The following is a 14,297-nucleotide window of genomic DNA, read 5'->3' on the forward strand; positions in this document are numbered from 1 at the left end:
TAATGATTTTTATACTTTTACACAGACTTATCCATATAATGTGGACAAAAAAAGGAGCCGAAGCCCCTTTTTAGTAATTTTCATAGAAATAGTCTTAAAATTATCCACATTTTTTGACTTTCTTTCACTCTTCGTCCCGGCAAAAGAAAATCTTTTCCTGTTTTACAGCGGTTCTAAAAAGCACTCTGCCGTAACTCTTATTACGTCCTATGATACGACGTAAACATGGACTCTCAGACTACTCTTCTGATTGCCAGTATTCTTTTGTATGTTGCGCTGTTTATAGCAATTCCTTCTCTCGAGTTAAGTGCGGATAACAGTCTGCCGTCTCCAAGATATAAGCCCACATGACCGGAATAACAAACGATATCTCCGGGCTGTGCCTCGGCAAGGCTTCCAACCGGTACTCCTGCAGAGCGGAGCCCGGATGAAGAATGCGGTAAAGAAATACCGAAATTTCTGTATATGCTCATAACAAATCCCGAGCAATCCGTTCCCGATGTAAGACTGCTTCCACCGTATCTGTACGGTCTTCCAAGGAACTGAGTAGCAAACTCTATAACTTTTTCTCCTGATGATTTCTGTTCTACCGCAAGCTCAAGTGCCTCCTCGGCTGCTTCAGCTTCAGAATCACCAGGTATTAAAGTCATGATCTCTGCGGCAGAGCCCTCCTCAGATGCTACGCCTTCCTCTATAGATGAATTTGCAGCCGCTTTTATTTTTTTCTCATATTCTGCATTTACAGTTTCTTCCAAAAATGTGTTGTCTATGGTTTTATTCGCCGCAAAAGAAGGTACTGCAAATGCTGTCATAACCAACATAGTTACTATAACAGAAGCACTCAGCTTTTTAACACTTCTTGATAATGGTGCAGAGATGTTGTTATCTCTCTTAATCTCTTTAGCTTTAACTTCTGTACTGTCAAATAATATCTCTCTTGTAATCAAAAATAACCTCCATTGTCACACAACAGAGGCTATTTTAAATCTTAAATATGAACTTGTACTAAAGATAATATAAACATTCCTTACTGTTTCTTAAGCAAATTCTTAGGAAAAACAGTCAATCTTTATAAAATAACTATAAAATTGACGGACAATGTCCTTTAAATCCGTAGCATTTTAGGCATTTTTAAAGCCTAAAGGCCAAATTATGAACAAATCTTAAGGCAGTTCTGTCTATTTTTATTCACAGACAACAACCACAGTTCCCTTGTTTATCAAACCGTAAAGTGCCTGTGCTCTGTCATGAGGAAGATTGATACAGCCATGGCTTCCGTTATTTATATAGATATCTCCACCGAAAGATGATCTCCAGTTTGCATCATGAAGACCTATGCCTCCATTGAAAGGCATCCAGAAGTCAACATGCGACTCATATGTAGGCTTTCCGTTCTTTCCTATAGGTCCTCTCAGAACTCTGTCTGTAGTTTTGTAGCTTACTGTAAAAAGCCCTGTAGGTGTTGCTCTCTCAGGATCTGTTGCCGTACCGGACACAACAGGACTCTCCCAGACACACATTCCGTCCTGATAGTAGTATGCATGTTGTGATGAAAGATCTACTTCAACAAATGTATTGCCCCACTGAGGCATGGCGCCCTGAGCAGCCGCAACTGCATATACAGGCTGTCTCACCACCGCCTGAAGAGCCTGTATATTGGCCGTAAGAGCTGCAGTCTCGCCTGCAAGATCAATATAATAGCCATAGCTTGTCGTAAGGGATTTTTCTGTTCCGTCTGCGCTAATCCATGTCTGCAGACCCTTGGTATCATACATGTCCTTCAAACTCTGAACATATGCTGCCACCTGATTCTGGTCAACAGTCAGGATATTTCCTTCATTTCCTGTTATCCACGAAGCTATAGTCATGCTGTCAAGGACAACCGTTTCTCCGGTAGCCATCTGATATGTAACTGACATACCGTTAACAGATGACATTTTTTGACCTGCAGCCATAGCCTCTCCGGGTGACTGAGCTACTGCATTGATGGACGACATATCCATATTGGTATTGACGCCGTTTATCGCAGCCACCTGAGCCAGCCTTTCTTCATAGGACAACTCTTCACCGGATCCCGACTGTCCATTTGCCGGCATCCCCCCTATACCAATGTTACCACCCGAGACATTATCTGCAAAAGCAGTGATATTCACCATGGCGCTTACAGATAATGCAATAATGATTGAACGAAAAACTGATTTCTTCATTCCTGCCCCCTCTTATCGACATTACAAAACAAGCCTAGCATAACTCTTTTAAATCTCACTTGTCTATGGCTTTTAAGTATTCTTCTGTGGTCATAAACTCAACGTGCAGAGGCGAAAGTCCCTCCAGCACCTTTACCACTGCAGTTTCCGTCTCATCATCAAGTCCGGCACAGGCATCTGTGAGATAGATAAAATGATATCCCAGATCCGTTCCCTGGAAAAATGTCGAAAGCACACAGCATTCAGCCACCACACCTGTAAGCACTATAGCACCGCCGTGCACCATGGCCTTGTCCGCCGCAGCCCTTACATAAGGCTGTGAAAAGCAACTGTAAGTACACTTATCGTAATAAGGAAACTCTTCCACGTATCTGGCGATCTCAGGTATGAACTCGTTCATAACCGGATCCTCGTTTATTTCCCTGTTAATCTCATTGTAGTGAGACCATACTCCCACTGCATCCTCCTGATCTGCCGCAATGAACCGGGTCAGCATGGCTGATGGAGCATTATTCTCCATCTCTATCACTTTATCCAGCAATTTTGATATGTTCCAGACCGCTCCGGTCACATTTCCACACGCCCACGGCTGCCCCGACTCATAAACCTTCTGCATGTCTATAACAAGAATCAGATCCTCTTTCTTCACGCTATCCCCTCCAAATCATTTATTCTATCCCAAAATAATGTTAGCTCGTCCAAACATAAATATGCGCCTTTACACTGTTCTCTCACTAAAAAACACTCATATGACTATATGTCTTTACTTCAGTAAGCTTATTTACCCATATCCAGCTCTTCCATCAGAGCAACGAGATGCGGCGGTGTCAGTGCAGCCTTTTCGAGAACCTGATGATTTCTGAATATCTCATCAGGGGTTCCGTCGGCAAGTATCTCTCCATGCGCCATGGCGATAACCCTTTCAAACGACTTCGAAACAAAATCCATATCATGGAGAATGGCTATTACAAGCTTACCCCTTGAAGACAGGTCTCTGATGATCTCACGGATCTTTTCACGGCCCTTATAGTCCTGAGCGATGGTAGGCTCATCAAGTATGATAACATCAGTATCCATGGCAAGAACCGAAGCGATAGCCACCATTTTTCTATCCGAAAGCTCGAGATCATACGGATTCTTCCTTGATACCTCGTCAAGCCCCACTGTCTTCAGCGCTTCATGAGCTCGCGTCTCAGCCTCTTCTCTGGTCATGCCAATGTTTAAAGGTCCGAACATAACCTCATCCAAAACATTGTATTTAAATATCTGATCATCAGGATTCTGAAAAACATAGCCGACTTTTCCTGCCAGCTCGGCAACAGTTTTGGATGCAATATCCTGATCTTCAAAGCTTAGTCTGCCGCTGTCAGGCTTTAGCAGTCCCTTCAGGATACGGACAAGTGTGGTCTTTCCGGCGCCATTCTGACCTATTATCACAGTAGGTCTTCTGTCCAGTGAAAGATTTATTCCCTTAAATATTTCCCGTCCCTCGATATATGAAAAATGCAGGTCCTCTACGATAAAAGTCCGGTCTGATGATTCCGGACTAACGGCAGCCTCTGAAACCGCCCCCTCTATCAAATTCTGCTTTTCACCTGTGCCTTCCTCTAAATCACAAAACTCAGGTCCGGTGATTTTCCCGAGTGACGTCATAAGCTTTTTACAATCAAAATTACCGGTCTTTATCAGGTCCAATAGCTTCTTTATAGTCACAGGATAATTTCCGTCAGGAAGTCTCAGATCATTTTTTCTCGCAAATTCAGTATAGACCGGCGGCACTACTCCGTACTCCATAAGGTCTTCTCTTGAAAAGATCTTTTCAGGAGTATCGAAATCAATCAGCTTTCCATGATGCATAAGCATTATCTTGTCACAGTACTCCGCAAGCTTCTCCATTTTCTGCTCTATCATGATGATAGTAATGCCTGTTTCAGCAAGTTCATCAACTGTATGGAATACTTCCTCGGATCCTGCCGGATCAAGCTGGGATGTGGGCTCATCAAGGATAAGGATATCAGGATTCATGGCCAGGACTGAAGCTATGGCTACCCTCTGGAGCTGCCCTCCGGAAAGATCAAAGGGATTTCTGTCACGAAATTCCCATATTCCAAATCTTTTAAGAACATCTTCAACACGGGAGTGAATTTCAGATGGTTCGATACCCAGATTCTGTAGACCGAAGCCCACCTCATCATAAACAGTATCCTTTGCACCGCTAAGCTGATTAAACGGATTCTGGAATACAAGTCCGGCTTTACTGCAAAGCTCTGCCACCGGCGCAGTCTTTGCTGTAAGACCATCAACAACTACCGAACCTCCGTAAGCCCCCTTATAAAACTGCGGTATAAGCCCAAGAAGAGCCTGAGAAAGTGTGCTCTTTCCGGCACCGTTCTCCCCGGCTATTCCTATGAACTGACCCTTTTCTATGTTCAGACTGATATCATCCAGCGCAAGTTCCGTTGTTCCTGGATAACGATATTTAAGGTTATTTATTTCAATCAGAGACATTACAAGCTCCTTGATATTATGATATAAGTGTCATAAGTCTTCCTCCACTTGTGATTACACAAAAGTGGAGGATAGACTTCAGCATCCCCTTACAGAATACCGGTCACTCTAAGTGTGATGACCAGAAAAAGACAAAGTATACTCACCCACTTCATGATCTGATCTGCAGTGCTGTATGGATGGCTGTAAAGATATGTCTTTTGCATCTTTGACCCAAAGCCTCTTACTTCAAGAGCTATTGCCCTTTCCCGGGTTGATGTAAGAGCGGACATGACTACAGGGGAGATGAGCGGCAGAAATGCCTTGATTCGAGTCATCAGCCTGCCCTCGGTTTCCATTCCACGGCTCCTCTGGGCATCTGAAATGGTATGCATGGTCCCCATCATTTCCGGCACTATCTGAAAGACCGAATTAATGATATATCCAAGTTTCGGACTGAAGCCCTTCTTTTCCAACTCTTCAACCAGTTCAGACGGACTGGTCGACAGTACCAGTATCGAAAAGCTGAGCAGCATATTCAGGATATTGAGACCTATATGGGATGAGTATAAAAGTCCCTCCCTGTAAAAGCTCACAGGACCGAGAGAAAGCAGGAGGGAGTCATTGTCCTTATAGAAAATTCCCTGAATGATAAAAACAGTTAATATGATAGTGAAAGAAAATGCTATGAGCGGAAGTGCCTTTTTCAGCATACGGGCACTTCCAAGCATACAAATGCTTGCGAATACCGTAATCGCAAACATAAATATACGACCGGCGATAAGGGGAATAAGTATTGCCGCCACAAGATAGAACATCTTTGAAAATGGGTGAAGTTTTACAAGCCAGGAGCCATTGTCGGCATACAGTGATATAGATTTCATATTTCAGACAGATCCTTTATAAAAAAGCGGTCATGCTACACATGACCGCTTAAGTTTCAATGTTCGGTTATTATTTTAACAAAAACAATTCATTAATCAAGTGACTCAACCACTGCATTTGCATCATAAAGTAATGTGAGCTTCTCAGGAAGCTTGCTGACAATAAGGTATACGATAACGCCTGTGATGAGCTTATCAGGTACGTCAACCACCAGCTCGTCGAGGAGTGAACCTAACCATACAGGTAAGCCGCTGGCCTGAGTTGCCGCAAAAACCGCATCTCCCCACACATTTCCGGTCTGACCGCCCCAGTATATGATGTTGAGCGGTGTTGAAACTATAACTGCCGCAAGACCACCGACACAGGCTGTGATCATGGCCTTTGGAAAAGTCTCCATGAATCCGAGTCTCGCCATAACTCCAACAGACACTCCTATGAAAAGTGATGTAAGAGCATAAACCAGAGTGATGTTATCCCCTGTTGTGAATCCGTAGATCAGATTGTTGGCTGCACCGCAGATACCGCCGATGATAGGCCCGCCAAGGATAGCACCGATGCAAGTTCCGATACAATCAAGCCAGAGCGGAAGCTTAAGTACCTGTGCAAAAAGCTTGCCGATGTAGTTGATACCGATGCAGGCAGGAATCAGAACGATCACTGCAGTTGAGAAGTTAGTTTTGAAAAGCTTACCCATATTTTATCTCCCCTTCGTTTTAAATGATTTTCATTTTGAACATGGATAAATGAATAAAAACTGCCATTATTATATACTAATTTTAATAAAATGGGAGTCCTGTTTTCACTAATTACAGCATCGGATACAAAAAATCCGGAACGCAACTGGCGCTCCGGATTTGCTCTTCTTTTTTCAGGCTGACTGTTTCTGATACAGATCATCATTCACCATCTCAGTCTTTCGAAAACTCAATTGTTATGTCGCATCTTTTCTGGACACCCATTCTTTCTATATAGATATCCGTCTTCGGTATCCACTTATCGATATAATCATCAAGCTCAGAGGTTCCCTCCCTCTCGATGACATTCTCGATCTGCTGATCATACTCAACATCCATGAATATACGAAGATCATAGGGATCTCCGAAATAAGGATTAAGACAATATGTACCCTCTATAATATTCAGCCTCTTGGGCGGAATATCTCTGGCAAACTCGGCATCAAAATCCATCGTATGGTAGTTAAAAGGACGGTAGTGAACCACCTCTCCCCTTTCTATCACATCCAGAACTTCCCGTTTGAAACGCTCATAATCAACGTTTCCGCCAACTTCCAGCAAGCGTTCTTTTGTTCTCTGATGACTTTGAAGATAAAAATCATCCATGTGAAACAGGTTGCCGCCAAATTTCTCATGAAGATACTTGGAAATAGTCGTCTTGCCTGCTCCGGTTCGCCCATCGATAGCAATGATGATCCTGTCGTCACTTCTTCTGATAAGCTCCTCTATAGCTAACACTGCAGGCAAAAAACGTTTCCGGTTCTGCACCTGCTTCTGTCTCATATTATTCATTGGTTTACCTTGAAAAGCCGGCACACTCAATCTTCGTTTTTCCATGAATCCAAAGACTCATTCCTTATTTCCGAATACCTGCGCCGTTCTGACAAAACAGAGGTGTCCCTCATTTTGTACTTATTTTTGCACAATATGTGTTAAATCATAGAGGTTTGTCACAAAGATGTCAAGCTCACTTAAAACGTCTATATTCTGTTCTTCTTCATAATGCAATTTAATCCGATTATGATCATTCTCAAAACAGCTGTCCGGTAAGCTTAAGCTTTTCTTTATATGGGAATGAAGCTTCATATGATGCAAAACCTTCAGGATCCTTTTCACAGCAAAAATATCCCTCAGGATCAGCCCAGGTGCCGTGGACACCATCCAGATATCCCTTCTTTAATTCAAGAACGAGAAGGTAGTCTGCTTCGGGATCGTCAGCATATAAAATCCCTTTCGACTTTGCCTGAACAAATCCTGACTTACCGTAAAAATCGATGTTTCCTTCATTTATTATGGCACCGAATCCTAAACTCTTTGCCTTTTCGATGGTGGCATCCAGCAGTATCTTGCCATATCCCGTTCGTTTCTTATCATTGGCTATGCAGATAGGTCCCAATGTTATAGCCGGAAGTGTCTCGCCGCTATCCAGCTTTATCTCTGAACGGCAATACATGGCCTGTCCTATCAAAACTCCGTCTTCCTCCATAACGAAACCAAGTTCTTTTATATATGCCGGATCATTTCTGAAGCAGTGTACTACATAGTGCTCCATGCACCCCGGTCTGTAAACATTCCAAAATGATTCCCTTATCAGATTTTCAACGTTCCTGTAATCTCTTTCTTCTTCAATTCTAATTTCTATACTCAAGGCTTTATCCTCCTGCTTTAATGTATCTTAGGCCTTCCCTTAAACCTGTATTCCATTGTCTCCCGACAAAACACTTCCATATTTCTCTCCTATCCTTTCAAGCCGAGTATCTGTTTCTGAATTCTTCGACGATCACTTTCAGGTCTTCTCTTATCCTCTCTCTGTCTTCACCTCCGTCATCCAGCTGCAAAGCCAGAGAAAGTGCAGAAAAAAGCTCCATGGCAAGTCTTCTTGCCCCGATCCCCCTCGCCTTACTGTTAAGCATATTTTTTCTTATCATCTCTCCAAAAAGATTCTCTGAATACTTTACGGGTCCCTTAACTATCATATCCTGATAAAGCTGCATCTTTTCCGGGCTCTTAAACTGCTCAAGGATAAGCATCCTTCTGAATGAGGCCGCAAATTCGTCCCCACTCCAGAAGTCAAACTGATTGATCGTGAACTCACAAAACGCCTTAAAGTCAGTGCTTTCATACTCTTCAGGAGACTCTTCATAATCACTGACGGGGACGCTGTCTGTTTCAGCTCTTTCTCTGTCCAGCTCATACATCCTTTCGATGATACTGTCAAAAATATCCTGCTTGTCCTTAAAATGCCTGTACAGAGCGCCCTTCGTTATCCCAAGCTGTTCAGCTATCATACTCGTTGATACAGCGTCAAATCCTCTCTCTGAAAACAGCTTGAGCGCCACAATCAAAATATCCTCCTTAGAAGTCTTCATAAACACTTTCCTCCAACAAAATAAACGATCGTTTACCATAATTGTAAACGGTCGTTTATTTTTGTCAATATTTTTTTACAGCTCCATGGCCTTCAGCACCTCTTCTCTCAGCTTTGCGCGCTGATCCTTCAATAAAAGGTACTCATTGTACTTGTAGTATGCCTCATTTCCGCACTCGGATATGAACTTCAGACTGTAGAAGCCTGCATTGATGTCACTGAGGAAGATAACCAGCTCCTGCCCCTCACCGAAGGCACTATTTATAAAGGCAAAAGCATTGGTAAGATGTTCCCCTGTCTTCTTTATGGAAAGGGCTCTTGCAGCTTCCCTCTCTGTGAACCACTGCTTTGCGGTTCCGTAAAGGGCATCGTTACCGCCGCCCGTAAGAGCCATCTTGCTTTCAAGCTCTTCAAGTGCCAGAAGGGTCTTTTTCTGTATCCTTGCCTGATAACGACTGAGCATGTGAGCCTTTATGCTCTTCTCCATATGAAGCTTTATGGCATCATGATTTGTACGAAGCGCATCAAGCAGGTCGCAGGTTCCGCCAGTTTTTTCAGACAGCTCCTTCAGCTTCTTTACCTCCGAGAAAACTGTTCTCTGTATGTCAAGCTGCTCAGCATAATGTCTAAACTCGTGATTCAGCGTATCCACCATAAGTCCGAGAAGCGACAGCTTTTCATCGAAGGAAGCTGAAATGATCGCAGACAGATCCTTCGGGAAACTGCCCTCAAGTATAGCCGGAACCTGATATGTAACGCGATACTTGTTGTAAAGCTCATAGTAGGTGGCAAAGTCTCTTGCGATCTCCGGATCCCCTATATACTGCCCCACCAGATCCCTCGTCACAGGAAGTCCCATGTCCTCATAGACCTTAACTATACGGCTCAGGTCCTCCCAGCCTCTCGCGGTAACGAAATGCTTACCCTCGATGCCGGCCTTGACGGAATAGAAATTTTCCTTCTTTATCTCAAGGTATGCAAGGATAGCTCCGATGACATCCATCTTGTAGGCATATTCCTTCCATACCGAATAGTCCTCGGCTATATCGATACGCTTCACTCTGTCGAGAGTCACTATATCGAAATCCCTTACGGACTTGTTGTATTCAGGCGGATTTCCCGCAGTCACGATGACAAATCCCTCAGGAACCCTGTGGGAACCGAAGGTCTTGTACTGAAGGAACTGCAGCATGGTAGGTGCCAATGTCTCTGAAACGCAGTTTATCTCATCCAGGAACAGAATACCTTCGTTTACTCCTGATTTCTCAATCTGATCATAGATAGCCGCTATGATCTCTGACATCGTATACTCTGTAACGGAATACTCCTCTTCACCGTAATTTTTCTTACTTATATACGGAAGTCCGATGGCTGACTGTCTCGTATGGTGAGTTATGGTGTAGGACACCAGATTAATGTTAAGCTCCTCCGCTATCTGCTCCATAATCGCAGTTTTACCGATTCCGGGAGGTCCCATGAGAAGCACCGGTCTCTGCTTCTCTACAGGTATCCTGTAGGCACCGGTCTCATCCTTCATAAGATAAGCTTTGACTGTATTAACTACTTCCTGCTTTGCTTCTTTTATATTCATATTTTCTCCGCCTGTTATCTTTCAAGTCCGCTTTCCTGAACGGACTCTCTCATTTTAAATTAAAACTCTTCATTTATCCCGGAACTCAATTCCGGTTAATCAGAACTTAAATATTTATTCTTTCAAATACAGCTTCATGGCCCAGTCAGGCACATCCTTGTCATTGATATCAGAAAGAGGATCAAAGACAAATGCCGTATCATAGTCCGTCTGCTTCTCCGGATACTGACCGTATCCGTCTGTAAAATAGAGCATACCTTTCATCTCCGGAAGCTCTCTCTTTTTCCGAAGCTCCTCAACAAACTCAAATACCGGACGAAAATCCGTGCCGTAACCTCCCCGCATCTGGAAATTCCCGGCATACTCTTCAATCTCTTCAGGCTTATAGAGAGTCACATCACTCTGAATCTGATCATCACACTCAACTATGTGAACCCTTATCTGCTTGAAAAAGGTTGTCCTGTTCCTGAGAAGAGCCGCAGTTTCATTTAGAAACTTCTGAACCTGCTCCTGCTTGGTGGACGCCGAAGTATCTATGGCTATAACCAGATCCGAGATCCTTCTGTCCTCACAAAATTCATTCTCCTCTATAAGGGGCATGTTCCCGTAAAACTCCATACCATAATTGTAGTAGCCATAGTCGAAGCTGTCAGGATCCACCCTTGTTTCTTCTCTTACAACCGTAATCTTTCTGAGGAACTCCCTGAAGTCTGTTTCCTTGCGATACTGTGCCGACAGGACCCATCCGAGACTCCCCGTCTCATCCGATGCATCCTTTGAAAAAGTCTCAAGCTCTGTCTTTAATCTCTCTGCCGTATCCTTCCAGTTCTCGTCAAGCTCATCGGGAGAAATATTTTGAAGCGGAGGTCTCCTTCCACTATCCTCTTTCCGGTTTTCTCCGGAATTACCGGCAGCTTCAGGTGCATCACCTGAGGATTCTCTTCCATCATCTCCATGAGATCTTCCGGAAGCATCTCTGTCATCCTTCCGGTCATCGGATCTTCCATCGGAACCCATGGATGATTCATCGGAATCATCTCCATCAGAAGCATCTCTGTCATCCCTGTTTTCCGGTGAATTATTCTCCGGTGGGTTCACATCACCTTCCGGAGAAGCATTGGCATCCTTATCCTCATCCTCCAGTCTCTTCCAGAACTGATGGTCACATCTGTAGAATTCTTCGTGAAGCCTGAGCCTCGTGTCCAGATCTATGTTGTTAAGCTTAAAATAATTATATATCCTCTCAGCCGTCAGAACCTTGCATTCAGCCTTTAGCTTTTCGTACCACTGCTCCCTGAAGGGGTATGCCGGACGATTTATAATGTCATAATCCATGGAATCCAGCACCGACTCCACCTGTATATCCGCTGCAAGGTCCCAGAGCTCCTTGTCCTCGTACTGGTCCGACGTGAACATATGTCTGAATATACAGTGAAGTATGATGTGAAGATACAGCCTGTCCAGTTTCTGTGGACTCTCCACAAAAAGATGAAACACAAAGGTCGGATTATAATGTATAGTCCTCGCATCAGTTCCCATCCTCTGAGTGCTGAGATCCAGTGTATATCCCAGACTGTCCAGAGCTCTCCCCATAAAACGCATGGCGAGGTACAGCTCCGTACGGGCCTCCGTCAGTATTCTGTTTCCAAAATCGCTAAGGTCCTGATGGGCCTTCATCAGTTTTTTCTCTGCCATAATTTTTCTTAAAAAGTTGATCTAAATATAGTCAGATCACAGTCCGACCAAAATCAAAATTGCATAATGGTTATCAATGAATATTTTATTACAGCTCGAACAATTCCGGTCCAAAAGAAACATTGCCCGAATCTGCATTTCTGAAATGCCTGTTCTGGTAGTCCATCAGCAGCGCTGAGGTGGTCACCATACCTTCCTTTGCCGCTGTTTCAAGGGCAGGTGCCAATGCCTCTTCGGAGATCAGCTCCTGCTCCACCATAAACCTTATCCTCTCCTCAGTTCTGGTTCTATCCTGAGGAATCCATATGAGCTCTCCTTCACGTCCGAATCGGGGTGCATTGTATCCTTCTATGAGCTTCGGAAGTATCTCGGGACTCTTTTCTCTCAGATAATCCTCATACTGCTTCCTGAACTCTTCACCGAGTCTGTAGGGATACATAAGTCTTCCGAAGGCAGCATTGACAGCACTGGCAGGCTCATCATAGGTGAATCTCGGAAACAATCTGTCGTAACCCGTGAAATCAATATCCGTTCTGGTCACAAGCTGCCTCGTAACATAGCCGGAACCCTCTATATGTTCATGAAATGCTCTGCTGAAGGTATCCTCCTCATAATTATCCGCGTAGGACGGGAATGTCAGTGCCGCTGTGATTATCTCTTCATCCACCGGAAAATGAATCAGTACAGGAATCATGGCATCACCGTCGCCTATCAGCTCTTTCAAAAGTCTGAAGCTGTCCTTCTTACTAAAGCTTATTTCCACTTCCTGAAGCTCCTGACACTGACGAAGTGCACCATCGTAATAATCCACCACGCTGTCAGTCAGGCTCAGATAGTGAAGATGGTGACAGCTGTGAAAAGCATATGGTCGAATCTTTCTTATTTTGTCCGTAAGCGTTACTGCCTCTATATCGTTTCTTGATGCGAATGCTCTGTTATCTATCTCAGTGACCGGAATCTCTGATTCTTCATTGACCGTATATTCCGGGATGGTAAGGTTCTTTATACTTCCTTCATATCCCGTCACACATGCTATGGTATTTCCTTTATCATTTCTTATTTCGTAAGTTAAACTCATTTATATTTCACTGCCCTAAGATGAGCAGAAATCCTCTCGTATTTATAAAATATGATGTCGGAGAAGGACAAAATTCCAAATAAAGCCTCTTCATGTCCCCCTCATATAACGTAATACAATATTACATTTTGCGCAATTTAAATCTTTATAAATTATACATTATGCAGTTCTTCATATAATACCACCATATTTATTCTACCTGAACACGCATATAAACAAAATGAAGGAGGCCCCTGATGAACCTGATCATCAAAGTCCTCCTTCACTGTATTATTTTGAGATATTCTAACAATTCCTGTTCTGCAAGCCATATCTGACTTGTCGTAAATTATCGAAAGTTGCCTTCCTGCCGGAACTCAGTCCCAAAGTCCTGTGGTCTCGTAATCAGGATGTGCTGCAAGCAATGCCTTCAGCGCCCCGGCATTGGCTTCATCCCTCATAGCCTTTGCCTTCTCAGCTGCTGTAAAAAGTTGATTGTTCTCATTTATCACTTCCGCAGTTATGGTCTCCTCAGCTGCCTCGATAAATCTGACTCCTCCTATCTCAGTTCCCTGAGTCTGTCCCTTTACAGCAGATGCCACAAGGTCAGCAAGCTTTCCATAGAAGTTTCCATAGAAGTGTACCTTATCAGGCATGTAGTACTCCGGATGTCCTATAGCGAGATTATAGCTGTCTATGACAGTCGCACCAAATCTTCCGGCTAACTTAAGCGTTGCCTCAACAGCATTTCTCTGAAGTCCGAAATACTCATCTCTCGCCTCGGGTGGAATTATGAAATAAATCTTTCTTGCCTTATTGCTCCTTAAATAAGTCTCAACAACCTCAGCGTACTGGTTCTCGAAGTACTTGGGGGTCCAGTTATAGGCGCGGATATCATTGGCACCGAACATGAACACAAGTATGTCCGCATCATAGGCAACGCTCTTCGGATACATCTCAGTGTCCACATACTCGAGAGTTCCGTCATCGATAACATATGATGCAGTCTGTCCGAAATTCTTCACCTCATAGTCACTTCCCAGTGCCTTCTGAAGCTGTGCCGGATAGGAATCAGCTTCATTTTCGAGAAGATATCCTCTCGTCAGTGAATCTCCTATGCATGCCACTTTTGTGGATGCGAACGCTGTTGTCGCACAACCGGCTGCAACAGTGAGAACCGTTGCAATTACCACTGTCAGCTTCGCCATATTCTTTATCTTTTCCAAAAATGATCTCTTCATGCTATGCCTCATCAACACTTCATTCTGAACTA

At 43.7% G+C, this 14,297-nt stretch carries 13 protein-coding genes; all 13 read right to left on the reverse strand.

The genetic code is table 11. The features are described 5' to 3' along the window. Positions 1-233: 233 nt before the first annotated feature. The 13 genes from BXO88_RS02340 to BXO88_RS02400 all read right to left on the reverse strand — a co-directional run bounded on the left by BXO88_RS02340 (position 234) and on the right by BXO88_RS02400 (position 14,265). The gene (locus BXO88_RS02340) at positions 234-947 is read right to left on the reverse strand and encodes a C40 family peptidase (protein WP_242945130.1); all 714 of its coding nucleotides are present in this window, start codon (positions 945-947) and stop codon (positions 234-236) included. A gap of 237 nt (positions 948-1,184) precedes the next feature. Then, positions 1,185-2,207: a L,D-transpeptidase gene (locus BXO88_RS02345; protein ID WP_078036166.1), complete on the reverse strand. Its 1,023-nt coding sequence runs from the start codon at positions 2,205-2,207 to the stop codon at positions 1,185-1,187. A gap of 55 nt (positions 2,208-2,262) precedes the next feature. Continuing rightward, entirely contained in the window at positions 2,263-2,856 is a 594-nt protein-coding gene (locus tag BXO88_RS02350; protein WP_078036167.1) for an isochorismatase family protein, read from the reverse strand. Positions 2,857-2,984: 128 nt separating this feature from the next. Continuing rightward, a complete protein-coding gene (locus BXO88_RS02355) occupies positions 2,985-4,715 on the reverse strand; it encodes an ABC transporter ATP-binding protein (protein ID WP_078036168.1) in 1,731 nt (576 codons plus the stop codon). An 89-nt stretch (positions 4,716-4,804) separates the two neighbouring features. After that, the gene (locus BXO88_RS02360) at positions 4,805-5,578 is read right to left on the reverse strand and encodes an energy-coupling factor transporter transmembrane component T family protein (protein ID WP_078036169.1); all 774 of its coding nucleotides are present in this window, start codon (positions 5,576-5,578) and stop codon (positions 4,805-4,807) included. Positions 5,579-5,670: 92 nt separating this feature from the next. Further along, a complete protein-coding gene (locus BXO88_RS02365; RefSeq protein WP_078036170.1) occupies positions 5,671-6,273 on the reverse strand; it encodes an ECF transporter S component in 603 nt (200 codons plus the stop codon). Between the two features lie 214 nt (positions 6,274-6,487). Then, on the reverse strand, positions 6,488-7,105 hold the full coding sequence (locus BXO88_RS02370; RefSeq protein WP_242945131.1) for a uridine kinase family protein: 618 nt from the start codon (positions 7,103-7,105) through the stop codon (positions 6,488-6,490). A gap of 238 nt (positions 7,106-7,343) precedes the next feature. Continuing rightward, the gene (locus BXO88_RS02375; RefSeq protein WP_139355480.1) at positions 7,344-7,961 is read right to left on the reverse strand and encodes a GNAT family N-acetyltransferase; all 618 of its coding nucleotides are present in this window, start codon (positions 7,959-7,961) and stop codon (positions 7,344-7,346) included. Positions 7,962-8,058: 97 nt separating this feature from the next. Further along, positions 8,059-8,682, reverse strand: coding sequence for a TetR/AcrR family transcriptional regulator (locus BXO88_RS02380; protein WP_168171591.1), 624 nt, complete (start codon positions 8,680-8,682; stop codon positions 8,059-8,061). Between the two features lie 75 nt (positions 8,683-8,757). Continuing rightward, positions 8,758-10,272, reverse strand: a complete 1,515-nt coding sequence (locus BXO88_RS02385; protein ID WP_078036172.1) for an ATP-binding protein — start codon at positions 10,270-10,272, stop codon at positions 8,758-8,760. Positions 10,273-10,386: 114 nt separating this feature from the next. Continuing rightward, positions 10,387-11,967 (reverse strand): vWA domain-containing protein, encoded by a 1,581-nt coding sequence (locus BXO88_RS02390; RefSeq protein ID WP_078036173.1) that lies wholly within the window; start codon positions 11,965-11,967, stop codon positions 10,387-10,389. Between the two features lie 88 nt (positions 11,968-12,055). Further along, on the reverse strand, positions 12,056-13,045 hold the full coding sequence (locus tag BXO88_RS02395; protein ID WP_078036174.1) for a leucine-rich repeat protein: 990 nt from the start codon (positions 13,043-13,045) through the stop codon (positions 12,056-12,058). A 356-nt stretch (positions 13,046-13,401) separates the two neighbouring features. Then, positions 13,402-14,265, reverse strand: coding sequence for a GDSL-type esterase/lipase family protein (locus BXO88_RS02400; protein ID WP_168171592.1), 864 nt, complete (start codon positions 14,263-14,265; stop codon positions 13,402-13,404). Positions 14,266-14,297 lie beyond the last annotated feature (32 nt).

Origin of the sequence: Oribacterium sp. C9 (assembly GCF_002007235.1) — a bacterium.
Classification (GTDB): Bacteria; Bacillota; Clostridia; order Lachnospirales; family Lachnospiraceae; genus Oribacterium.